Genomic DNA, 23,143 nt, shown 5'->3' with positions numbered 1-23,143 from the left:
AATTTCATGAACGAGTAATTTCGACTCTAAAATTTGAGCTAAGCGATAAGCGAAGTCAAATTTTAGTAGTCAACTCTTGCGAGAGAATGGGATTTTAAAATTTGCAAAAATTAAACCCCCAACCCAGCCTAAACCAGGTCGGAGTTTATGAATATTAATGAAGTGTTTTGTCTTAAACAAATTTGAGTTTGTTTAAAACTCTAGAGAAAGAGTAGTTTAAAACCTCTTCTTCCTAACCTCTTCAACTATAGCTTTAGCCATCTCATCTACTTCTGATGTTACTTCGTTTGCTTGGTTTGCAATTACAACGTTTTCTTTTGTTAGATTATCTATTTGAGCAACTGATTGATTTATCATATTTATACCTTCGCTTTGCTCTTTGATTGATTCACTCATCTCATTTATTGATTGAGCTAATACATTTGTATTTGCTTCTATCTCACCTAGAGATTTTTGAGTTCTTTCAGCTAGTTTTCTTACTTCATCAGCAACGACGGCAAATCCTCTGCCGTGCTCTCCTGCACGTGCAGCTTCAATTGCAGCATTAAGAGCAAGTAGATTTGTTTGATCTGCTATATCTCTAATAATAGTTATGATGTTTTTAATTTCATCACTTTGTCTTATAACATCAGCTGTCTTTTGAGAGATGGCATTCATTGAGCTAGACATTTGCTCAACTGCAGCTGCTGATTCTTGTAAGCTATTTGCTTGAGTGTTTGCTGAGCTTGCTACTTTAGATACTGAGCTTGCTAGAAGTTTAGCTTTTTCTTCTAGTACTTGTGCTTGGTTTAGATTGTCATTTAGCATTTTAGATATCTCTATACCTAGAGAGTTTATACCACTTGCTATCTTACCATCATCATCAAGTCTTTTTGTAAAGTCTTGGTTTTTATAAGTGCTAAGTAAATTTAATACATCTTTACCATTACTTGATATTGCTTCTTTTAAAGCAAGCTGTAGGTCTTTAAATGTATTTTTTAGTTGATTTAGAGCTGGATTGTTAGTATCAGCTTCTAGGCTTGCTTCATAGTTGCCATCTTTTATCTCATTTACAAAGGTGTTGGCTTTTTGGATGAAGATACTTTGATCTTTCATGCCATCTTCAATGGCCTTTGTGTTTTTGTTTATTAGCTCTGCCATTTGACCAAATTCATCTTTAGATGTTATCTCTATAGGCTGGGCTTTGTTTGTCTTGTGATTTAGTAGATCAAAGAAAGATAGCAGGCCTGTTTTTAGTTTGAGGATGATTTTTAGGAGGTATGAAGATAGATAAAGCGAGAGCAATAGTCCTAAAATAAGCACCACCACAAGCACTCCAACAGATGCATAAGCAAGTGAGTTTAGATCTTCTAAAAGTTCATCTTTGTCAAGCTCGCCGATAAGATACCAGCCCATACTTTTGATATATTTTGAGCCGATCAATAAATTTCTGCCATCCTTATCTAGCGATATGTAGCTGCCGTTTTCGTTGATTAGCTTTTTAAGGTTTGCATCGCCAACTAAATCTTTTAGGTTGCCGCTTACGTCTTTGCCAATCTTGATGTCGCCTTTTTCATCGACTAGTAGAAATTTACCGCCACGACCTATCTTTTGTGACTGGACAAAATTTACTATCTCACTTAAATTTACGCCAGTCGCTGCGATGCCATAAAATTTATCATCTTTTTGAACTTTGTAGTTTATATACATCATTATCTTGCCACTGCCGTCTTCAGCCTTGTTGATGTCGATTAGGCTTAGGCTGCTGCCATCTTTTAAGGCGTAGTACCACTTGTCATTTTCTGGGTTAATGACCTTTAAAATTTTATCTTCGACGTAGTAGTTTAGGGTTCTATCTGAGCCAAACATTATCGTATCTAGCTTTAAATTTTTAGCAAGAGTCTGAAAATAGTCAAACAAGACCTTTCTGCCGTGCTCGTCCTCGCCATTTTTGACCCAGTCTATTAAGAAGCTATTTTGAGTTATTTGATAAGAAGCGTCGATTATCTTATCGATGTAAGATTCTATTTTATAACCAACTTCATTGACAGCAAGTGGAAATTCTTTACTTTCGACCCTGTCGGTATATAAATTTTTAGCCATGTTATAGGTCACAAGACCAACCACACTAACACAAACCAAAAGCATGACACTTAGCACAAGTGCCGTTCTCATCCTGAGTGACTTCATTGCATTCTCCTTAAAGTAAATTGACAATTTTATTACAATATATTTAAATAATATTAAATTTTATAAATTAGAAATTTGTGAGATTTTTTGCAAGAAGCATTTTTGCCTCTTGCAAATTTATATTAGGATTTATTTTTTAAGGCCGTATTTAGCGAGCATTTTGTCAAATTCGCCAGATTTTTGAAGCTCTTCGATCGCAACATCTATCTTTTTGATAAGATCAGTGTGTTTACCCTTATCAAATGCTATCGCAAAGCCCTCTGTGCCGTCAGGAAGTCTTAAAAACTCCTCTAAGTCTGGATTTTGTTTTAAAAACTCAACACCTATCGGGCTATCAGTAAGCACAACATCGATTTTGCCGGCATTTAGTGACATTATAGCTGCTGCTACGTTTTCAGCTGGGATTGACTGAGTTGTGATCTTTTTAGCTGCATCCTCTTGGATTGTGCCAACTTGAGCTGAAATTTTCTTATCTTTAAGGTTGTCTTTATTTACATCTGAGCCTTTTTTGCGGATAAATAAATTCTCTGAAAAATAATATGGCTTAGTAAAATCAACAGACTTTCTTCTCTCATCAGTCGCGCTCATGCCGCTTATCGCGATATCGATCTTGCCTGTTTTTAAAGCTGGTATTAGCCCATCAAAACTCATATTTGCAACGTCAAATTTGATCCCAGTTTTTTTAGTGATCTCATTTAGAAGATCAATCTCAAAACCAACGATTTGATTTTTATCATCAAGATACTCAAATGGAGGATAATCAGCGCTTGATCCTACCTTATAAACTACCTCTTTGCTAGCTTCTGGCGCATTTGCAGCGGTTTTTTTGCCACTATCATCACCACAACCTATAAAAAACAGAGCTAACCCTACCATTAAAAATTTTAATAAATTTTTCATTTTACTCCCTATTAGTGATTTAAAATTTTACCTAAAAACTCTCGCAGACGCTCGTGCTGCGGATTTGTAAAGACATTTTTTGGCGTGTCATCAACTGCTATCTTGCCTTTGTCCATAAAGAAAATTCTATTTGCCACGTTTCTTGCAAAGCCCATCTCGTGAGTCACCACAAGCATCGTTATGCCCTTGGCTGCGACATCTTTCATGATATCAAGCACCTCTCCGATCATCTCAGGATCTAGCGCGCTTGTTGGCTCGTCAAATAGTATCACTTCTGGATCCATAGCCAAGCTTCTAGCGATGGCAATACGCTGCTTTTGACCGCCTGAGAGCTTGTGCGGGTAGGCAAATTTCTTATCACTTAGCCCAACGCTCTTTAGCAGCTCATCTGCCCTCCTCTCAGCACTCTCTTTGTCTAAAATCCCAGCTTTTATCGGAGCTAGGGTCAAATTTTGCAAGACGTTTTTGTTTGCAAAAAGGTTAAAGTGCTGAAACACCATGCTCACTTTTTGGCGAATTTTATTTATGTCTGATTTTTTATCTAAGATATCTTCGCCATTTATCTTGATATGCCCGCTATCTGGCTCTTCAAGGCGGTTTATGCAGCGCAAAAATGTACTTTTTCCACCGCCGCTTGGGCCAATTATCGCTATGACTTCGCCCTTTTTGATATTTACGCTAATGTCATTTAAAACACGCAAATCGCCATAGCTTTTGTTTAAATTTTTAATCTCAATCATGGCGATTTAGTCTCCTCTCAAGTAGTTTCACCAAAAGGGTGAAAAATTTAACACTCACGTAATATACAATGCCCGTAAAAATGACTGGCTCTGGGCTGTAAAAGACCGCTTGAAGGCTCTTGCTCTGCATCGTAATATCAACGACGCTTATATAGCCAACGACTGAGGTCTCTTTAAAAAGCGATATAAACTCATTTGCAAGCGCTGGCAAGATATTTTTAGTAGCTTGTGGAAAGACTATCTCACGCATCGAAACGTAGTAGTTTAGCCCCATCGCCCTAGCTGCCTCCATCTGACCTTTATCGACGCTATTTATGCCGCTTCTTACGATCTCAGCGACGTAAGCCGAGCTATTTAGTCCAAGTGCGATCACAGCGACGTAGAAGTTATCGCTCCAAGTGGCGAAAATCACCACTGAAAATATTAGAAGTTGAAGTATTACAGGCGTTCCACGCAAGATGTCAATATACTCATCTATGACGAAATTTAAAACCTTGATATCTAAAAATTTAATAAAAGCTAAAATAAATCCAAGTGTGATGCCTATAGCGATACCGCCTATCGTAAGACCAAGTGTTACTCCGTAACTTTTGATATATGCGATCTCTTGCGCCTCGCTAAGATCTCTTGGATAGAAAAAGTATGTTCCAAGTGAGACAATTATTATAAAAAATAGAAATTTGGCTAAATTTTGAGCGTTCAACTTCGTCCTTTCTTTAAAATGTAGCCTTAAATGATACGAAAAAAAATATATCATTTTGCTTAAAATTTTTTAAGGAATAAGCCCGCTCATTGAAATTTAAATAAATTTGTAATAACATAACCGTTTTATTTTATTTGAAAGGAATTTTATGAGCTTTGGGTCTTATTTAGCCATCGCCATCTATTTTGGTTTCTTGCTCTTTATCGGACGATATTTCTACGATAAAAACGCAAGTATGAACGAGTATCTGCTAGATAACCGTCAAATGGGTCCAGTCGTCACTGCACTTAGCGCTGGCGCCTCTGATATGAGTGGTTGGATGCTACTTGGCGTGCCCGGGGCCTTATACGCAACTGGTGTGGCAAATGTCTGGATGATAGCTGGTCTTATCGTGGGAGCGTACTGCAACTACTTATTTCTAGCAAAAAGACTTAGGGTCTATACCGAGGTTGCAAGCGATAGCATCACGATACCTGATTTTTTAGAAAACCGCTTTAAAGATAGGACAAAAATTTTAAGGATCATCTCAGGTCTTATCATCTTGATATTTTTCACACTTTATGTAAGTAGTGGCATCATCGCTGGCGGCAAGACTTTTGAGAGCTTTTTTGGCTTAAAATTTGCATACGGAGCGGTCTTTACGCTAATCATCGTAGTCTTTTACACATTTTTTGGTGGATTTAAGGCTGTTAGCATAACTGACGCATTTCAGGGGCTTTTGATGTTTTGCGTCCTAGTCTCGATCCCAGTCGTAGCATATCTAAATTTAGACTTGCCAAGCGATACAAATTTGATAAAAGAGATAAGCAGGCTTGATGCAAATCACCTAAATCCATTTAGAGACCAGACTTTCTGGGGCATTTTAGGCCTTCTAGCTTGGGGCTTTGGCTACTTTGGACAGCCACATATCATCGTTAGATTTATGGCGATACGTGACTCAAAAGAGCTCGCAAAGGCAAGAAGGATAGGCATTGGCTGGATGACGATCGGCCTACTTGGTGCAATTATGAGCGGACTTATCGGCTTTGTCTATTTTAGCCAAAGAGGCGGACTAAGCGACCCTGAGACAGTATTTTTAAAGCTTGGTGAGCTACTTTTCCCGCCATTTTTTATAGGTATCATCATCTCAGCCGTGCTTTCAGCGATCATGAGCACCATCTCAAGCCAGCTCTTAGTCACCTCAAGCTCGGTCACAAAGGATTTCATCTTTGCCTTTTACAAAAAAGAGGTGAGCCAAAGCACGCAAACAGCGATCAGCCGCTATGCAGTCGTGGTCGTAGCGATAATTGCCACAGTGCTTGCCTTTATCTCTACAGATAACGTTCTAAACGTCGTTGGCAACGCTTGGGCTGGATTTGGCGCGAGCTTTGGACCAGTGCTACTTTTTAGCCTTTACTGGAAACGTATGAGCGCACTTGGAGCACTTGCTGGTATGATAGCTGGCGGTGCGACCGTGATATTTTGGATAACATCAGGGCTAAATGCCTATGTTTATGAAATTTTACCTGGCATTTTAACCTCAAGCTTAGCCATCATCATGGTCAGTATCTGGGGCGACGCGATAAATAAAATGACTAGCGAGCCACATGAGCAAGTGATAAAAGATGAATTTGAAAAGATGAAGACAAGGCTTTAAATTTAAGCAAGGTGGCTAGCTTTAGCCACCATCAAATTTACTCTAATTTTAAATTTCAAATTTCTTAAAACTAACCCTTGGGTTTATAGTTAGCTTATCATGCGAGATGAACTCTTTTTTTAAGTATTTTTCGCGACCAGCCCTTGCTATCATCAGTGCATTATCAGAGCAAAACGCAAATGAAGCTAGCAAAAGCTCACACTCATTTTTTTGGCAAAGCGTTTCAAGCCTTTTTCGTAAATTTAAATTCGCACTAGCTCCGCCAACCACACCAAATCGCTTGAAATCTCCACGATCAAAATAGTTAAATTTATAGCTTTAGTCCTTTTTTTAGCTTTCTTATCAAAAATCTAGCAGGATGAAGCTCAAAAAATAACGATCTTTCTATGCAAAGTGGGCGATCAAGCACAAGATCTGTTATCAAATTTGCTCCAAGTATCGCCGTGCCAAGGCCACGTGAGCCGTGAGCGAAATTTACAAAGACATTTTTTTCGTAGCTTGCTTTTGGGTTACTATCTTTATTTTTACTCCAAAATAGCCCTTTATAGTTTTGCTTGTAAAACTCCTCATCGTGCAAAGCACCAATTATCGGAAACCTATCTCCGCTATAACTTCTATAACCAACACGTGAGCCGATGATGGTTGCTTTTTTTGACTTCAAAAAATCGCATGCTGATCTTAAACAATACAAATTTGACTAAGAAATTTATAAAAAAGCCAGTTAAAATAAAATTTACAGAGAAAATTTTTAAGAGATTAAATTTACAAATTTAAAAGAGCAAAAGGTGGCGAACCACCTTTAGTTTTACTCCCACTCGATAGTTGCAGGTGGCTTGCTTGAGATGTCGTAAACTACGCGGTTTATACCATTTACCTCGTTTATGATGCGGCGGCTTACGTTTTCAAGCAGATCATAAGGAAGCCTTGAAAAGCTTGCAGTCATGCCATCACTTGCATCGACCACGCGCACACAAACAGCGTTTTCGTAAGTGCGGTTATCACCCATTACGCCAACAGAATTTACATTTAAAAGCACGCAAAACGCCTGCCAAGTTTTGTTATACCATCCACTGCTTTTTAGCTCATCACGTAAGATCACATCAGCTTTGCGAAGTAGCTCTAGGCTTGGTTTATTTACCTCACCCATGATGCGGATAGCAAGACCGGGCCCTGGGAAAGGATGGCGGAAAACTAGCTCGCGGCTTAGTCCAAGCTCAAGTCCAAGCTTTCTAACCTCATCTTTAAAAATCTCTCTTAAAGGCTCTATCAGCTCAAATGTCATCCAATCAGGCAAACCTCCAACGTTGTGGTGGCTCTTTATAGTCTTGCTTGAGCCAACGACTGAGCTTTCGATGATGTCAGTATAAAGAGTGCCTTGAGCTAGAAATTTCACATCGCCATGCTTCTTAGCCTCTTTTTCAAAAATTTCTATAAATGTCTCGCCTATGATCTTGCGTTTTTTCTCAGGATCAACGACGCCGGCCAAGCGGCTAAGAAAGATCTCGCTCGCATCTATGCTAACTAGTTCAACGCCAAGCTTTGTTCTAAATGTAGCTTCAACTTGTTCTTTTTCGTTTGTTCTAAGAAGTCCGTTATCGACAAAAACAAGGATCAAATTTTCAGGCACAGCGGCTGCTAAAAGTGCTGCAGTCACAGAGCTATCCACGCCACCACTAACCGCGCAAAGCACCTTGTGAGTACCAACTGTTTTTCTTATCTCTTCTATCTTATTTTTAGCGAAGCTTCCCATATTCCAAGTGCTCTCGCAGCCGCAGATATATTTAGCAAAATTCTTTAAAATTTGCGTGCCATACTCGCTGTGTTGTACCTCTGCGTGAAACTGGATCGCATAAAATTTACGTTTATCATCACCAAAAGCACAATAAGGCGAATTTTCGCTGACCGCAATCGCCTCAAAGCCCTTTGGTAGGTCTTTTACATAGTCGCTATGGCTCATCCATACGATTTGTTTTGAAGGTGTATCTTTAAAAAGATCGTGCTCTTTTACGACGCTAAGTTCAGCCTTGCCGTACTCTTTGTGATCAGCTGCTAAAACCTCAGCTCCATGCGTGTGAGCAAGTAGCTGCATGCCGTAGCAAACGCCAAGTATAGGGATATTTAGCTCAAAGACGCCATTATCGCAAAAGTAGGCATCTTTGGCATAAACGCTAGCTGGGCCACCACTTAGAATGATACCTTTTGGATCTTTCGCCTTTATATCGCTTAGTTTTGCGTTAAATGGCAAAATTTCAGTATAAACTCCTTCTTCTCTTAGCCTTCTAGCTATTAGCTGAGTATACTGCGAACCAAAGTCCAAAACTATAATCGTATTGTTCATTTATAACCTTTTAAAAGTAGATGTGAAAAATTTCAAACTGCACATACCAAACAATGAGTGATACGATGTATCCTAAAACTACCATCCATGCATATTTCATATGCGCACCAAAGGTATAAATTCCTTTTAATTTACCCATTACTCCAACGCCAGCTGCTGAGCCAAAGCTTATCATAGAACCGCCGATACCAGCTGTAAGTGTCACAAGTAGCCACTGACTCATAGCCTCGCCCGCATCAGCTCCCATAGCTGGATTTGCTTTTAGAACGGCTGACATAACAGGGACGTTATCAACGATTGCTGAGAGGAAGCCAACTCCGATATTTACAGGTGTTGAGCCAAATTTATCATAAAGTGACACAGCGTAATTTAAAAATCCAGCAAAGTGAAGAGCGCCAACTGCAGCTAAAATTCCAAAGAAGAAAAATAGCGTGTTGTTCTCGATCTTTGACATATAGTGAAAGACGTTCATAGGCTCTTCGTCTTTGTGAGCTTTTTTGAAATAATATGTATAAAGGCTAAGCAGTGAGAAACCAAACATCATGCCCCACATAGCTGGCAAGTGAAACAACTGGTGCATCATAACTGCACAAAAGATAGTAAATGCACCTATGAAGATAACCGCTTTACCGCCCTTTTTCATAACCACTTTTGGCTCATTTGCGACGTCAAAATGAGGCGCAGTATTTGGCACGATGCGTGAAAGTAAAAACGCTGTCACAAACCAGCCGATAAATGAAGCTGGGAAAAGTGCGAAAAAGTCTAAAAATGGTGACTTGCCAGCTGCCCAAACCATAAGTGTAGTGATATCGCCAAATGGACTCCACGCTCCGCCTGCGTTTGCTGCTACGACGATGTTTATCGCACCTGCGACTAGGAAATTTGTATTATTTCTATCTATCGTTAAAAGAACGGTTGATAGGATAAGCGCTGTTGTTAGGTTATCAGCCACTGGGCTAATGAAAAACGCCAAAATTCCAGTTAGCCAAAATAGCTTTCTGTAAGTGTAGCCTTTTGAAACTAGGTTGTATTTAAGTGCGTTAAATACATCTCTTTCAACAAGTGCTTCGATAAATGTCATCGCTACCATTAAGAAAAATACGATCTGAGCTATCTCTAAAATCAGGTGATTTACCTCGTGCTCTAGTGAATGCACATCCATGCCATTTATAAGCATATAAACGCCGATTAGCAAAAACATAAAAGTGCCGATAAAAATGGCAGGTTTTGCCTTGTCGATGTGAAAATTCTCTTCTGCTGCTATGAAAAAATATCCAACAACAAAAATGATAAGCGATAAAATTCCCGCCCATGTAGTAGTTAAGTCAATAGCCGCAGCTTCTCCGTCAGCACCAAAGGCTATAGCAAAAAACAAGCCTAGAAGTCCAAATAACCTCATATACTCTCCTTGTAAGATAAAAATTTGCGTATTTTACTTAAATGAGCCTAAAATTTAGGTTAGTTAAATTTATTAAGCTTGCATTACATTTTTATCTTACGCCAAATTTAAGATCAAATTTTATTGATCTTGTCAGTTTTTTTCTCTTTTACAGGTGCATCGCCATAAAATGGATCGTCCTTGTAGCCGCAACCACTAAGTGCAAAAAGAGCGAAAATTAAAATAAAAGATGATAAGATTGCCTTATGAAAGACGCCAAATTTATGATAGATGCTATCCACGAAAATCCTTTGTATAAAGAAAAATTAAGCATGGCAGACGAGTGCCAAGAGCTTCTTCGCCTCATGGGTAAAGCAAAGCGATTTTATATAGCTTTTTGCTACGTTAGAGAAGGCATTTTAACCTTCGTTCTCACTCATCCCTCAGGGCTTTTGGAGCTTAGACGTGATAGTAGTATAAATGATATAAAAGGGTTATTAAAAACCTTTTGTAAATTTAATAAAAATAGCATTTTTGCAAGCGTCATCGAGCCAAAACCTCTTAATGAGATCAACTATATAAAAAATAAAAAAGAAGAAAATATAAGATTTATCGTGAGTAAATATCTAAAATTTTTCACGCCACAACCTACGCAAAGGTCAAATTTCATCACGCCAGTAAGCAAGGGCGAGTTTAAAAATTTAGCCACAAATGAGCAAATTTATAAGAAATTTGAAGAGCTAAGAGAAATTTTGCTAAAGAAAAATGAGCAGGCAAGATGCTAATAGACGAGATAAGAACGCTTCCAAACGAGCCTGGCGTATATCAGTATTTTGACGCTCAAAACAGACTTTTATATGTCGGCAAGGCCAAAATTTTAAAAAACAGGGTCAAAAGCTACTTTAAATTTACCCCAAGCTTAGCTCCAGCTGAAAAGCTAAGCCCAAGAATTTCAAAGATGATAAGCGAGGCAGCGCATCTTGAATACATCGTCACACCAAGCGAGGCGGACGCCCTCATACTTGAAAATTCATTCATCAAGCAGCTTAAGCCAAAATACAACATCTTGCTTCGTGACGACAAGACCTACCCTTATATCTTTATAAATTTAAACGATGAATTTCCGAGATTTGAGATCACTAGAAAGGTGGTAAAAGGCTCAAATATACGCTATTTTGGGCCATATTTTAGTGGAGCTGGCGAACTACTTGAGGCGCTTTATCTAAATTTTAATCTCGTTCAGAAAAAATCCTGCGTAAAAGGCAAAAAAGCCTGCCTTTTTCACCAGCTAAAACGCTGCTACGCCCCGTGTGAAGGTAAAATTTCAAAAGAGAGCTATGCCAAAATAGTTGCTGATGCCACAGCCGCTTTGCAAAATCCAAATTTATTAATCGCTCGCCTTGAAGAGCTCATGCTAAACTATGCCAAGGCTGAAGACTACGAGCAAGCAGCCGCGACTAGAGATAAGATGCAAACGCTTAAAAATATGCAAACAAAGGTCGAGGTTGATCTTGCTAAGCTTGAAGACTTTGAGGCCTACTCGGTCGCTTGCGTGCACGATATGATCTGCGCGGTGAGATTTAGCGTGCAAAGTGGCAAGATAACGGGCGTAAAAACCGATATCACGCAGGCCAAAAACGCTCAAAAAGACGAGATAAACGAAGCTTATAAGCAGGCTATTTTAAAAAGCTTCATCGCTGGTCAGCCAATAATTAGCACTAAAATTTACGTCCATGAGGACTTTGAAGATAGCGAGCTAGTGGAGGAAATTTTAAACGAGAGATTTGGGCGTAAATTTAGCATCACTTGCCCAAAAATAGGCGATAAGCGTAAAATTTGCGAGATCGCCACCAAAAACGCTGAGGTTAGCATCGAAAAATACCTAAAAACGCATGATAACGAGCTACTAAACGAGATAAAAGAGTATTTTAATCTAGCTCACACGCCTTACGTGGTCGAGGCTTACGACAACTCGCACCTTTTTGGCGAGGCAAGTGTGGGGGCGATGGTGCGCTATGAGCATGGCGAGTGGGCAAAGCAAAACTACCGCCACATGCACCTTGGCTCTAAAAACGACTATGATCAGATGAGAGAGAGCCTAACTGCCAGAGCACTTAGGTTTGATAAGCTTAGTCCGCCTGATCTTTGGGTTATTGATGGTGGCGAGGCGCTTTTAAGCTTAGCCTGCGAAATTTTAGCAAGCAGTGGGGCAAACGTCGATGTGATCGCTATCTCAAAAGAAAAAATAGACGCCAAAGCTCACCGCGCAAAAGGCGAGGCGAAAGATAAAATTTATACAAAAAATGGCAGCTTTAGCCTAAGCACGAGCGATAAAAAGCTGCAGTTTTTTCAAAAAATGCGCGATGAGAGCCATAGATTTGTCATCAGTTTTCACAGAAAAACAAGGCAGAAAAACGATATGCAAAGATCAGTGCTAAGACAAGCTGGCGTTTCTGAGGGCAGTATCGCGAAATTAATCAGCTTTTACGGAAGTTTTGATAAAATCAGCGAAGCAAATTTAGACGAAGTGGCAAAAATAACAAACAAAAGCGTAGCAGCAAAGCTTTTAACGCTCAAAGAAGGAAATTTGAAGTGATAATATACGACAAAAACGGTCAAATTTTAGCGATGGGAGATATCTCTCTTGGCCTGCTTGAATTTAAAGATATAAGGGAGTTTTTAAGCGAGCATAAAGACATTGACGAGCTAGTTTTAGACTACAAAGAGTCTGGAGTTTTTATAGATTATCTAGCTAAAAGACCAAATTTAAGAGTAAATTTAAAGACCAAAAACGGCAAAATTTTAAATGCTACGCTTAAATTTTCAAAGATCAGCTCAGTAAAAAATGAAGAGTATTTTGAGCTTTTAATCCTCGATCAAACAGAAATTTACAGCCAAAACCAGCAAGCTGCGATGAAAGCAAAGACAAAGCTTCGCTTGCCAAATTTAAAGGTCGATGAAAAAGAGCTTTTGGATAAAGAAGAAGAGATCTTAAACGAGAGCTGGTTTAGCGAGACAGCTAGCTTTTTAAATTTAAGCAAAAGCGAGTTTGCGACCTATCTTGGTATATTTTTAAGCAAAGCCAAAGACAAGATGATCTTTATCCAAAGTGCGGTGCAAGCGCGAGATACTAAATTTTTAGAAGAGAGCATAAGGATATTAAAAGAGCCAGCGCTAAATTTAAAGATCACTCCGCTTGTGGCAAATTTCGATGCGCTACTTACCAGACCAAACAAGATTAAAAAAATCGCTCAGATAAATGAAAGACTAAGCGAAATAAGCACACTTTGCAATAAATTTTCAAAAAGGCTTGGCAATGAGGGTTAGTAAATTTTTAGTTCTTTTGCCGATATTTTTGGCAGCTTTCGCTTGCTTTTATAGTGGCGCGCTCTACTTTGATAAATTTAGGATCTCTTATGGCATAAATAGCGAGGTAAAAAGAGAAAGTTTGATAAGAAAAACCTTAGATGCGATCGTTTCAGAAAGAATTGCTTACGAAAGATATAGTCAAACTAGGTCACCTCAAGATGAAGCGGCTTTAAGAGAGGCAAATGCTGCTAAGAATTTGTTTGTAAAAAGTTTATCAAACACTCTTTCTAACACACCAGATGATAAAAGGATAAGAGATAGGCTAAATGAAGTTTTAAAAAACGCAAATGCAAGTTGGGAGAGCTCTAATCTCTCGTTTCTTAGCTTTGTTGAGTTAGCAAATTCTGCTGTTGAAAGTGGGCAAATTTTATTTAGAGATGTTGCTTTAGACATTGATATCAAGCGTCATATACTCTCTTTACTTAGAACCTATGAGCTGCTTCAAAACGTAAATACCACAAAAGAGCATATCTTGGCTGTGCTTATGGGTAAAGAAAAAATTACCGAAAGTTCGCTAAAACAATCTCTAGATAGCCTTAAATACAACGATATAAATGCAAATTTACTCCCAAATGGCGACATAAAAGACAACATAATAAGAGATATAGATAGGCTTGATAATATAGAGACCTCTCAGGGCTATGACGAGATCCGCCTTAAGCTAAAGCTAAAAAATGAGCTAACACGTGATGAAATTTTGCAGATATATACCTTTGAAAGCAATAGAGCTAAGCTTTTCAGCAAGATAGCAAATGTCTTAAGTGACGAGCTAAAGAGACTAAATGATAACTTTAGAGTAAAGGTGCTTTCTCTAACATTTTTGATGTTTTTTCTATCGCTTTGGCTCTTTTACGCTGGCTATAAAACATACATCTGGCTAAAAGCTCTAGAAAATTTAAACCAAAAAATGAAGCTTGTAAGAGATGAGATTTTAAAAAGAGGTGATAGAAATCCACAAAATTTAATAGAAAGCTTCATAACCCTATATAAAGAGCTACTTCAAAAGTATGAGCAAGAAAGAAGCTTTGCTGCGATAAAAGATAGACTGCTTGTTAGGCTAAGTAAGAAATTTTATCAAGCAAAAGAGCAGATATTTAGCTCGGTCGCTACCCTAAAAAAAGATGAAAATGTGGTAAAAAATGAGCTTCTTTTTGAAAATTTAGAAAAAAATAGCCAAATAATAGCGATAAATTACAGCAATATAAAAGGCTTGCTTGATAGCAGAAATGGTGAGGTTGGACTAAATTTAAAGCCATTTAACCCACAAATTTTATTTTCAAACATCCTTGAAGCGCAGATACCTTTCACGCAAGAGAAAAAGCTAAATTTCTTAACCTATCTTGATGCAAACATTAGCGACGAGCTAGAGGGCGATAGCGAGAAGATAAGCGCCGTCTTTGGCTCTATCATGCAAGCTGTCGTGACAAAATGTGATAAATTTGCTAACTTGATAGTAGAGATAAAAAATGTCAGCGACGCCCTTAGTCAAAGTGGTCTTTTGCTAATCGAAACAAAGATAAGGACAAATCAAATTTTCATAAATGAAGAGCAGATAAAAGCTTTAAACGCAGAAGATGAAAATGAGATAAACGACGAAGAGAGCGAGTTTTATCTAAGACTTGCTAGCTTTTATCTAAAGCTTTTTAACTCAAGCCTTGACATAAGCACGCTTGGCGGAGCTGGTAATGAGTTTAAATTTATCCTTAGTCTAAAAAAGGTGCAAAAACTACAAAATTTCAGCCTAAATCACGAGCTAAGGATCGCGTATCTGCCTGATATAAATGCAAAATATAATGAATTTTTTGCAGCTACTTTAGAAGATATGGGGCTTAGGTTTCAAAATATCATCTCAAACAACCAAGCACAAGCTAAAAACTACGATATCGTCTTTGCAAGGCAGAGTGCTAGTAAAAATATAAATATAAAAAATGTGGTCTTGCTAAAAGATCCGCTCACGCCACTTAGCGTTGCGCGGCTTGTCTATATGGAGAAAAATAGGGGCGAGAGCTTGACTGAAGAGAAAGTGCTCTTTTTACTATGCGATAAAAATCCACTTAGTCTTGAGATGTTTTCGCGCGCTTTTAGCTTCTTAGACTGCGAAGTCATAGGCGTTAGCAGCCACAAAGAGCTTAAACAAGCACTACTTTTAAATAGATTTAACGCAGTCTTTATCGATGCTTCATTTTTTGAAAATGGCGTGGCAAATTTCGTAAAAGAGATAAGATCGCTTCAAGAAGAGAAGATAAATTTAGTCGCTGTGGTCTCAAATACCTCAAATATCCCTGAAAGAGAGCTGCTGCCGGCGTTTGATGAGAAGATCAGAAAGCCTTTTAGCAAAGATGAGCTAAATCAAATTTTGCCTAAATTTATAAAAAACTATAAGCCAAGCAAAGAAAATAGATACTTTAGTAAAAACGAAAATATAGTGATTTACAAGAGCACGAAGCTTGAAAATAAGATATTTGCTGGCGCTCTTGGCGAGTTTCAAAACACGCTTGAGGTGGCAAATAGCTTTAGCGAGCTTTTGATAAAGATAAAGACGAAACCTTGCTCGCTAGCGCTTGTGGATGAAACGGCAGAGGGCTTTGATATAAAAGAGCTTTTAGTTACGATATCTGAGCTTAGAGCTGGGCTAAAGCTGGATGCTAGAGTGCTTCTTTTTAGCAACAACTTAGAGCTTAAAAACCAAAAAGAGTATATAAAAATCCTATCTCCAAGCGTGAGCAAGATAGAGCTTACAAACTTCGTAAAATCAGAGCTTGGCGAGATAAATTCGACTCAAAATGAACTAAAGAACAACTTTAAGTTTATAAAATTTAAGATTTGAGTTTTTGGCTAGCCTATAAATTTGAACTAAATTTATAGGCTTGTATCTTTAGTAAATTTATGTGAGGTAAAATTTAAATTTTTACTGGGAAATTTGCCGCTTTGATTTAAAGTGACTTGCGTTTTAGCAAAACGATTTTAATCAAATGAGTTTCCAGCTAACATTTTGCTAAAAGGATTTGCAGGATTTTGAATTGACATAAGCTGGTAGTAGATCAAATTTATTCTCAAAACGACATAGGTAAAAATAGAAATTTAACTAGCCTGTAAATTTGGCATCAGGCTAGCTTTGGATCAAATTTACTCTTTTATCCTGCCGATCGCTTCAGCAAATTTTAGCTCTTTGTTTTCAAAGAGGTTGTACTCGATCGCATCTTTTTCGCTAAGTATGACGATGGTTGAGCCAAGCTCGAAATTTCCAAGACGCTCGCCCTTTTTAATGTGTAAATTTTCATATTCATAAATTTGTGTAAAATTTGCCATCGCATTTGTCTGGATACGCTCATCAAAGCAAAATTTCATCTTACCAACGTTTAGCGCACCCACGAAAACTAGCCAAAGTTTTTTGCCATTTTTCATCTCACAAAGTAGCGCCACACGCTCGTTTTTGGTATAAAGGCTATCGACCTTGCCAAGCCATTTTACCGCCACACTGTAAAGCTTGCCTGGGATATAGACCGCTTTTTTTATCGTAATATCGCAAGGTGCATGATAGTGATGATAGTCTTTTGGGCTAAGATAGATGTTGGCAAAGTCAAACTCGCCATCAAGCTCGCCCTGCCCCAAAAGCTCCTTCACACCGTAGCTCATGCTTTTTATGCTAAAAGCTTCTAGCTCTTTCGTGGTGCCAAAACTAAGGCAGGTACCATCAACAGGACTTATAAATATCTCATCTGCTGCGTCAAATTCTCTTGGTTTTAAGAGCTCTCTAGTGAAAAGTTCGTTTAAATTTTTATACTCATTTGCTGACTTAAACTCGCTCATATCGATCTTAAAAAGCTTTACATAAAAGGAGTTGATAAGCTCTTGAAGCGGCTTGAAAAAGTTTATTTTTGCTACCTTGCCAAAAATTTGAGAGAAGAGATTGTCCTTGTTCATTTTAGTCCTTGCTTAAATTTAAAATAGCGATCTCACTTGGAGCAAATATCCTAACCGGCGGCCCCCAAAATCCTGCACCGCTACTAACATAAGCTTGCATTCTATCATTAATCTTATAAAGCCCATGTAAAAAACCCTGATCCAGCAAAACTAGGATACTAAAAGGGAAAATTTGTCCAGCGTGCGTGTGACCGCAAAGGACTAGATCAACATCTTTTTGCATAGTTTTTATAAATTTTGGCTGATGAGAGAGTAGGATGGTAGGCGAATTTGGGTCGCGTCCAGCTAGCGCTTCATCTAAATTTGGCTCTAAATTTTTAAACCTTATGCCAGCTAGATCATAGACCCCAGCTAAATTTATGCCAGCTATTTTTTCATTTTTATTGCCAAGTATCCTAATGCCAAGAGCGCGAATTTTTTCTAGTATCCCATCAACTCCGTGGTAGTATTCGTGATTGCCAGGGACATAAAAGGTGCCATAGGTGCTTTTAAGATTTTTTAATGGATCTAAAAAATCCCCTATAAGCTCAGCTCTCATATCGACCAAGTCGCCAACTATCACGACTAGATCTGGTCTAGCTAAATTTATCTCTTTCACAAGCTCAGCCACAAAATCCTTTTGCAAAAACTCACCAATGTGCACATCAGTTATCATGGCTATTTTTAGATCACTTTGTAAATTTTTTATTTTTATACTAACTTGTCTGATCTTTGGCGGAGTAAGTGCGTTAAAAATTCCTTTCAAAAAGCAAGCAACTACAAAAATGACAAATGTCACATCAAAGCAAAATTTAATAAATTTTCGTCTTGTGGGATTAAAATGAGCTTTTGAACAAATGGATCTAACAACATCATAAAACAAACTAACACCAAATAAAAATAGAGAAAAACCAATGAGCGTCCCTGCTATCAGATAGAGTTCTATATTTAAAAAAGGAAATCTTAGTTGAAGAACAAATACAAACTCAAGCACACTAATAATATAGAAAAATATACGAATTTTTTTAAGATGCGGTGTAAAAAACGATACCTTTTTGATAAAACGTTTGTATGAATATAAATTTGTAAAAACACTAAAGATAAATGCCCCAATAATGATCCGAAAAAGTCCCAAAATATCTCCTTGAAAACAAAGATTATATTTTATATTTTTAAATTTACATTATAAATTTTATTAATTATTTAGAACAATTTGTAGTGCTAAGCCGTATGATTTTATGATTTAAATTTACAAAAATAATTATTAAAAGATATTTGCTTTAGGATAATAACTAAAAGATAAAATTTTGGAATTTAAAAATAAAAAGGTGGGAAAACTCCCACCTTAAAAAGGATTACTGGACTTTGCCAGACTCAATTCTTTCTTTATAGATTTTGCGAAGTTTTCTAATGTCGTTCTTAACTTCGAATACACCATGCCAGTGTGAGTAGTCAGGACCACCCATTAGAGCGCCTTGTCTCATACGACGACCTTCATGGTGCCACATATGATAATAGACATCTTGGAATTCATCTGACCAAGCATCTTCTAGTAGTAGGTTTTTAGCTTTCAACTCTTCAAGCATCTTAGTTGCTTCAGCGCTATAAACGTTATAAAGCTCTACTTGTTTATCACCCATAATGAAGAAGTTATCTGTGTGAGTTGTAGAGTGGCAAGCTTTACAAACTAGTTTCATCTCAGCTCTTGCTGCTTCTGGTCCATTTGGATGACCTGCAAGTGGCGTTCCTATGGTTAGTTTGCCAGTTTTTTCGTAAACAACAGCAGCTTGTTCATCACCAGCTGTTCTTAGCTTACTGCTGATGCCCCATAGGTTCCATTTTAGTCTTCTTGAAACGTTGTGAGTTGTTGTTGTTTCACCAACACCACTCATGTGGCAAGCTGCACAAGTTGGAGCTCTAAAGTCTGGTACATCCCATGTATCAGGAGCAGCATCAAAGTTCCATTTGTGAGCTTCACTGTTATAGATATGTCCGTGCATTGAGTTGTTGAATATCTCAATATCTGGGTGATCAGGTCCAAGGTGGCAAGATGCACAAGCAGCTGGTTTTCTAGCTTCAGCTACGCTAAATGTGTGCGCGCTGTGACATGATTTACAGTTACCTACGCCACCATCTGGATAAACATTGCCTATACCATAGTTTGGCCAAGTCTCTTTTGTAGGTTTGTGATCAGCGTCTAGTTTGATGACGGTTCCGTGGCACTGAGAACAACCAGTGGCATCTGGAGCCATTTTAAAGTCAGGATGATCTGCTCCCTCATAGTGATACATTAGTTTCACCATTGCAGGATTAGCATACATTTGCATAGCAGCTCTTGCGTGACCGCTCTTTACTAGTTCATCAACTTCGTTTTCGTGGCACTTAGCACAAGTTTTTGGGCTAACTAGCATTGAAACATGGTTGTTAGAATCTTTTGGATGCACCTTAACTGAAGCCATAGGATTATCTGCATTTACAGAGTGGCAATCCATACAACTTACGCCAACGTGAGCGTGGCGACTATTTTTCCAATCGGCAACTATGCCGGGTGTCTCTTTAGCGTGGCACTCAACACAGCTTTTTGATAAGTCTGACATTTTGTGAGCAACTTTAATGTTTTTTACAACATTAAGGTTTAAAGCGTCAGATTTATTTGCATCCATGTTTGCGGCAAAGCCAAAAGACATTAGACAGGCTAATAACATTAGCGACTTTTTAAACATCTCTCCTCCTTACTTGGTTTTATTGTTTTCTTGTTTTTTAATTGCTTCAAATTTATCGATTTGTAGTCCTAAATTCTTGTGACCAACATGCTCATGGCAGTCAACACATGATTTTTTATTAGGATTTCCAAGAACAAAATAATCTCTATGTGGCAAGAATGATTTGCCAGCTTGAATAACATTTTTTAAATTTGAGTGACAAGTCAAACATCCACTATCATAGACAAAGTGAGATGCATGCTCGCGCTTTTTACGCCAGTCGATCTTGTCAGTATCTGTAAAAAATGTCTTATAGCCATCATTTATCGATACTTTAAGTTTTGTAAGTACATAGGTATAGGCACTTGTATGGTTTAGGTGACAGGCTGAACATTCAGCTTTTATGCCAAGCTTGTTATTGCCGCCGTGCGCGTCTTCATGATATGCAGCATTCATAGGATCCATCGTGTGACAAATGGTACAGATGTAGCCGCTACCAGTAGCATGAAGTGCATCAGCTATGCCCATAGAAGCGATAAGGCCGATTACGATGCCTATTATCACAGATGACCAAACAAAAAATTTCTTCTTAACTTCAGCCAAATTTTCCTCCTGAATTTATCAATATATCGTAAATTTTTACGAAAATTTTAGACGAATACTATCCAAAAATATATAAATTTTTTCTTTAAGTAAATGAAAATATTTATTTGATATTAACTTTCAATAAGAATAAATTTCTTGTAGGCCACCTACATTTTTTTCCAAAATTTGGTTCTTCTCATCAAGTTTGACTAAACCATTTGTTTTAAATTTATTTAAAATTCTCGAAAAAGTTTCTGGAGTCATATTGAGTATTGATGAAATTTTTGTATGTTTTAGTTCATTAAATAGATCTTCATGATTTAAAATGAACCTAGCCACCTTCTCTTCGGAGCTTAGTATTAGTTCTTGGTGGAGTAAATTTGTAGTTATTCTTATCTTTTGAGCCATTGATTTTAGAAATTTCATGCAAATTTCTGGCTTTGTTAAAAATTGTGATTCAAATTTTTCATAATTTATCTTTAAAACCTCGCCAGAAATAGTAAAAATGGCGCTTGCTGGATAAGGTATATTTTCAAAATTTACAACTTCAGCTACAAAATTCATAGGCGCAAGCTGATGGATAAAAATTTCCTTGCCATTTGCCGTAGTTTTATAAAGTTTAACCGAGCCAGTTATCAAAAACGTAAGCCACTTTGGCTCCTCGCCCTCTATAAATAAAAACTCGCCTTTTTTGTATTTTTTAACAACGCTTATTGCTTCAAGTTTGGCTAGATCCTCGGCGCTAAGACCTTGAAAAAATGGGATTTGTTCTATCATGTTACACTCGCTTTTAAGATGAAAAAGCATTTTAGCATAAAAAATAGGACAAAATTTAACGGATTTCAAAGGGAGCTTTCTCCCTTTGATTTAAGAATTTATTTTTTAAGAAGATCTCTGATCTCAGTTAGAAGTGCTATATCAGCTGGAGTTTCAGGCTCTGCGGGAGCTGTCTCTTCTTCTTTTGGTAGTTTATTTTTAAGTGTATTTAAAGCTTTGATGACGCAAAAGATACAAAATGCGATGATTAAGAAATCAACCATTGTTTGTATAAATGAGCCATAGTTTATCGTAACAGCTGGCGCACCCTCTGCTGCTTCTTTTAGTGTTAGCTTAAGATCAGTGAAATTTACACCGCCTGTTATAGCGCCAACAACTGGCATGATAATATCGCCAACCAGTGATGAGACAATCTTTCCAAATGCTCCACCGATAACAACACCAACCGCCATATCTATGACATTTCCGCGCATCGCAAATTCTTTAAATTCGCTGATAAAACTCATTCTTTCTCCTATAAATAGTTAAATTTTCGTGCGGATTTTATAAAAAATATGCTTTGCTTAGCCTAAAAATTTAAAATTACATAACTTTAAATTTATCAAGCGAGTGTTATAATCCAACTTCAAATTTAACGTAAGGAATGAGCTTATGTATCGTTTTGCACCCTCTCCAACAGGAGATATGCACATAGGAAATTTACGTGCTGCTATTTTCAACTATATTTGTTCTTTGCAAGATAAAAGTGGCTTTATTTTACGCATAGAAGATACCGACAAAGAGCGAAATATCGAGGGAAAAGAGAAAGATATCTTAGAAATTTTGAGCAAATTTGGCATAAAACCAGAGCAAATTTACATCCAAAGTGAAAATTTAAAATTCCACAGACAGCTTGCTTCAAAGCTTCTCATAGATAAAAAAGCCTTTGCTTGCTTTTGCACCGAAGAAGAGCTTGAGGCAAAAAAGCAAAAAGCAAAAGAGCAAGGCGTGGCATATAGATATGACGGCACCTGCGAGAGACTAAGCGACGCTGAAGTTTTAAACTGCGAAAAGCCATTTGTCATCCGCATGAAAAAACCAACACGCACGATGAGCTTTACAGACGCGATCAAGGGTGAGCTAAGCTTTGAGCCAGACGCTGTTGATAGCTTTGTCATCATGAGAGCGGACAAAACTCCGACTTATAACTTCGCCTGTGCGGTTGATGATATGCTTGAGGGCGTGACCTTTGTCATACGCGGCGAGGATCACGTGAGCAACACACCAAAGCAAGACCTCATACGTGAGGGGCTTGGCTACACCGGCAAGATGAACTACGCGCATTTACCTATCCTTTTAAATATAGAGGGTAAAAAAATGAGCAAACGCGAGAACGAATCAAGCGTCAAATGGCTCTTTGAACAGGGATTTTTACCTGAGGCGATCGCAAACTATCTGATACTTCTTGGCAATAAAACTCCAACTGAAATTTTTACCATTGAAGAGGCAGTAAAGTGGTTTGACATAACCAAAATTTCACGCTCACCTGCTAGATTTGACGTGAAAAAACTTGAGCAGATAAATAGAGAACACATCAAGCTTGCTTCAAAAGAGCGCATAAAAGAGATCTTTGGCGGCAAGGTTGAGCTAGTTAAATTTTATACTCAAGAGAGCTCACTAGTGCCTGAGATAAAGGCAAAAGTAGAGGCTATATATTCACCAAAAATAGCTCCAGATGAGTACAAAAATGAATTTGAGATCATCAAAAAAGCAGCTCGTAATTTAAAACCGTGCGAAACATTTGATGAGTTTAAAAAAGAGCTTATGAGTGCTACAAATTTAAAAGGTAAAAACTTTTTCATGCCGCTACGTGCGCTGCTTACAAACGACCTTCACGGCCCTGAGCTTAGCGAGCTCTATCCACTCATCAAAGATGATCTAGGCAAAATTTTAATCTAGGAGCA

General features: G+C 37.9%; 19 protein-coding genes and 3 pseudogenes. 6 read left to right on the top strand and 16 right to left on the bottom strand.

Going from position 1 to position 23,143, the window contains the following annotated elements; translation table 11 throughout:
- Positions 1-216: 216 nt before the first annotated feature.
- From CVT07_RS10320 to CVT07_RS02520, 5 genes and pseudogenes are all read right to left on the bottom strand, one after another.
- A complete protein-coding gene (locus tag CVT07_RS10320; protein WP_232527126.1) occupies positions 217-807 on the bottom strand; it encodes a methyl-accepting chemotaxis protein in 591 nt (196 codons plus the stop codon).
- Between the two features lie 579 nt (positions 808-1,386).
- Positions 1,387-2,082, bottom strand: a pseudogene (locus CVT07_RS10315) (cache domain-containing protein); the annotation flags it as partial.
- 216 nt (positions 2,083-2,298) lie between these two features.
- Positions 2,299-3,069, bottom strand: a complete 771-nt coding sequence (locus tag CVT07_RS02530; RefSeq protein WP_107936962.1) for a basic amino acid ABC transporter substrate-binding protein — start codon at positions 3,067-3,069, stop codon at positions 2,299-2,301.
- Positions 3,070-3,080: 11 nt separating this feature from the next.
- Positions 3,081-3,809 carry an amino acid ABC transporter ATP-binding protein gene (locus CVT07_RS02525; protein WP_021092062.1) on the bottom strand — a complete coding sequence of 243 codons (729 nt, stop codon included), beginning with the start codon at positions 3,807-3,809 and terminating at the stop codon, positions 3,081-3,083.
- Entirely contained in the window at positions 3,802-4,512 is a 711-nt protein-coding gene (locus CVT07_RS02520; protein WP_012140157.1) for an amino acid ABC transporter permease, read from the bottom strand. Before CVT07_RS02520 ends, CVT07_RS02525 begins: the two co-directional genes overlap by 8 nt.
- Positions 4,513-4,660: 148 nt before the next feature.
- Between CVT07_RS02520 and putP the strand changes: the two genes are divergently transcribed.
- Positions 4,661-6,148: a sodium/proline symporter PutP gene (gene putP, locus CVT07_RS02515; RefSeq protein WP_021092063.1), complete on the top strand. Its 1,488-nt coding sequence runs from the start codon at positions 4,661-4,663 to the stop codon at positions 6,146-6,148.
- Positions 6,149-6,196: 48 nt separating this feature from the next.
- Here the strand turns inward: putP and CVT07_RS02510 are convergent.
- The 5 genes and pseudogenes from CVT07_RS02510 to CVT07_RS02490 form a co-directional block, all read right to left on the bottom strand.
- Positions 6,197-6,448 (bottom strand): annotated as a pseudogene (locus CVT07_RS02510) (tRNA (adenosine(37)-N6)-threonylcarbamoyltransferase complex transferase subunit TsaD); the annotation flags it as partial.
- A 10-nt stretch (positions 6,449-6,458) separates the two neighbouring features.
- A pseudogene (locus CVT07_RS02505) lies at positions 6,459-6,797 on the bottom strand (bifunctional tRNA (5-methylaminomethyl-2-thiouridine)(34)-methyltransferase MnmD/FAD-dependent 5-carboxymethylaminomethyl-2-thiouridine(34) oxidoreductase MnmC); the annotation flags it as partial.
- Positions 6,798-6,953: 156 nt separating this feature from the next.
- Positions 6,954-8,486 (bottom strand): glutamine-hydrolyzing GMP synthase, encoded by a 1,533-nt coding sequence (gene guaA, locus CVT07_RS02500; protein ID WP_103611359.1) that lies wholly within the window; start codon positions 8,484-8,486, stop codon positions 6,954-6,956.
- Between the two features lie 10 nt (positions 8,487-8,496).
- The gene (gene nhaD / locus CVT07_RS02495) at positions 8,497-9,885 is read right to left on the bottom strand and encodes a sodium:proton antiporter NhaD (protein ID WP_107936958.1); all 1,389 of its coding nucleotides are present in this window, start codon (positions 9,883-9,885) and stop codon (positions 8,497-8,499) included.
- Between the two features lie 113 nt (positions 9,886-9,998).
- Positions 9,999-10,166, bottom strand: a complete 168-nt coding sequence (locus CVT07_RS02490; protein ID WP_012001408.1) for an LptM family lipoprotein — start codon at positions 10,164-10,166, stop codon at positions 9,999-10,001.
- Between the two features lie 9 nt (positions 10,167-10,175).
- On the opposite strand from CVT07_RS02490, the gene CVT07_RS02485 reads away from it, so the two are divergent.
- The 4 genes from CVT07_RS02485 to CVT07_RS02470 are packed head-to-tail and all read left to right on the top strand — an operon-like array spanning position 10,176 to position 16,060.
- A complete protein-coding gene (locus CVT07_RS02485; protein WP_230855731.1) occupies positions 10,176-10,649 on the top strand; it encodes a hypothetical protein in 474 nt (157 codons plus the stop codon).
- Positions 10,643-12,460 carry an excinuclease ABC subunit UvrC gene (uvrC, locus tag CVT07_RS02480; RefSeq protein ID WP_107936954.1) on the top strand — a complete coding sequence of 606 codons (1,818 nt, stop codon included), beginning with the start codon at positions 10,643-10,645 and terminating at the stop codon, positions 12,458-12,460. Before CVT07_RS02485 ends, uvrC begins: the two co-directional genes overlap by 7 nt.
- Positions 12,457-13,191 carry a hypothetical protein gene (locus tag CVT07_RS02475; RefSeq protein WP_103611362.1) on the top strand — a complete coding sequence of 245 codons (735 nt, stop codon included), beginning with the start codon at positions 12,457-12,459 and terminating at the stop codon, positions 13,189-13,191. Before uvrC ends, CVT07_RS02475 begins: the two co-directional genes overlap by 4 nt.
- Positions 13,181-16,060 (top strand): histidine kinase, encoded by a 2,880-nt coding sequence (locus CVT07_RS02470; protein WP_107936952.1) that lies wholly within the window; start codon positions 13,181-13,183, stop codon positions 16,058-16,060. Before CVT07_RS02475 ends, CVT07_RS02470 begins: the two co-directional genes overlap by 11 nt.
- A 299-nt stretch (positions 16,061-16,359) precedes the next feature.
- Here CVT07_RS02470 and CVT07_RS02465 read toward each other — a convergent pair whose 3' ends face one another.
- The 6 genes from CVT07_RS02465 to mscL all read right to left on the bottom strand — a co-directional run bounded on the left by CVT07_RS02465 (position 16,360) and on the right by mscL (position 21,706).
- Positions 16,360-17,157, bottom strand: a complete 798-nt coding sequence (locus tag CVT07_RS02465) for a phosphatidylserine decarboxylase (protein WP_107936950.1) — start codon at positions 17,155-17,157, stop codon at positions 16,360-16,362.
- A 1-nt stretch (position 17,158) separates the two neighbouring features.
- Positions 17,159-17,902, bottom strand: a complete 744-nt coding sequence (locus CVT07_RS02460; protein WP_230855730.1) for a metallophosphoesterase — start codon at positions 17,900-17,902, stop codon at positions 17,159-17,161.
- Between the two features lie 589 nt (positions 17,903-18,491).
- A complete protein-coding gene (locus tag CVT07_RS02455; RefSeq protein WP_021087681.1) occupies positions 18,492-19,859 on the bottom strand; it encodes a multiheme c-type cytochrome in 1,368 nt (455 codons plus the stop codon).
- Positions 19,860-19,868: 9 nt separating this feature from the next.
- Positions 19,869-20,441, bottom strand: coding sequence for a cytochrome c3 family protein (locus CVT07_RS02450; RefSeq protein ID WP_084040850.1), 573 nt, complete (start codon positions 20,439-20,441; stop codon positions 19,869-19,871).
- A gap of 120 nt (positions 20,442-20,561) precedes the next feature.
- Entirely contained in the window at positions 20,562-21,200 is a 639-nt protein-coding gene (locus CVT07_RS02445; protein WP_107936972.1) for a Crp/Fnr family transcriptional regulator, read from the bottom strand.
- A 98-nt stretch (positions 21,201-21,298) separates the two neighbouring features.
- Positions 21,299-21,706: a large-conductance mechanosensitive channel protein MscL gene (gene mscL, locus CVT07_RS02440; RefSeq protein WP_107936946.1), complete on the bottom strand. Its 408-nt coding sequence runs from the start codon at positions 21,704-21,706 to the stop codon at positions 21,299-21,301.
- A gap of 145 nt (positions 21,707-21,851) precedes the next feature.
- On the opposite strand from mscL, the gene gltX reads away from it, so the two are divergent.
- Positions 21,852-23,138, top strand: coding sequence for a glutamate--tRNA ligase (gene gltX, locus CVT07_RS02435; RefSeq protein ID WP_107936944.1), 1,287 nt, complete (start codon positions 21,852-21,854; stop codon positions 23,136-23,138).
- The last annotated feature ends 5 nt before the right edge of the window (positions 23,139-23,143 follow it).

Origin of the sequence: Campylobacter concisus (assembly GCF_003048875.2) — a bacterium.
GTDB lineage: Bacteria > Campylobacterota > Campylobacteria > Campylobacterales > Campylobacteraceae > Campylobacter_A > Campylobacter_A concisus_AU.
Note: the sequence above shows the minus strand (reverse complement) of the source record. Positions and strands in the feature narration are given on the sequence as shown.

Coding starts and splice junctions, on each gene's coding strand:
- CVT07_RS02530 (WP_107936962.1), bottom strand. CDS start 3,069: ATGAAAAATTTATTAAAATTTTTAATGGTAGGGTTAGCTCTGTTTTTT.
- uvrC (WP_107936954.1), top strand. CDS start 10,643: ATGCTAATAGACGAGATAAGAACGCTTCCAAACGAGCCTGGCGTATAT.
- gltX (WP_107936944.1), top strand. CDS start 21,852: ATGTATCGTTTTGCACCCTCTCCAACAGGAGATATGCACATAGGAAAT.
- CVT07_RS02465 (WP_107936950.1), bottom strand. CDS start 17,157: ATGAACAAGGACAATCTCTTCTCTCAAATTTTTGGCAAGGTAGCAAAA.
- CVT07_RS02445 (WP_107936972.1), bottom strand. CDS start 21,200: ATGATAGAACAAATCCCATTTTTTCAAGGTCTTAGCGCCGAGGATCTA.
- CVT07_RS10320 (WP_232527126.1), bottom strand. CDS start 807: ATGCTAAATGACAATCTAAACCAAGCACAAGTACTAGAAGAAAAAGCT.
- mscL (WP_107936946.1), bottom strand. CDS start 21,706: ATGAGTTTTATCAGCGAATTTAAAGAATTTGCGATGCGCGGAAATGTC.
- guaA (WP_103611359.1), bottom strand. CDS start 8,486: ATGAACAATACGATTATAGTTTTGGACTTTGGTTCGCAGTATACTCAG.
- CVT07_RS02455 (WP_021087681.1), bottom strand. CDS start 19,859: ATGTTTAAAAAGTCGCTAATGTTATTAGCCTGTCTAATGTCTTTTGGC.
- CVT07_RS02525 (WP_021092062.1), bottom strand. CDS start 3,809: ATGATTGAGATTAAAAATTTAAACAAAAGCTATGGCGATTTGCGTGTT.
- CVT07_RS02470 (WP_107936952.1), top strand. CDS start 13,181: ATGAGGGTTAGTAAATTTTTAGTTCTTTTGCCGATATTTTTGGCAGCT.
- putP (WP_021092063.1), top strand. CDS start 4,661: ATGAGCTTTGGGTCTTATTTAGCCATCGCCATCTATTTTGGTTTCTTG.
- nhaD (WP_107936958.1), bottom strand. CDS start 9,885: ATGAGGTTATTTGGACTTCTAGGCTTGTTTTTTGCTATAGCCTTTGGT.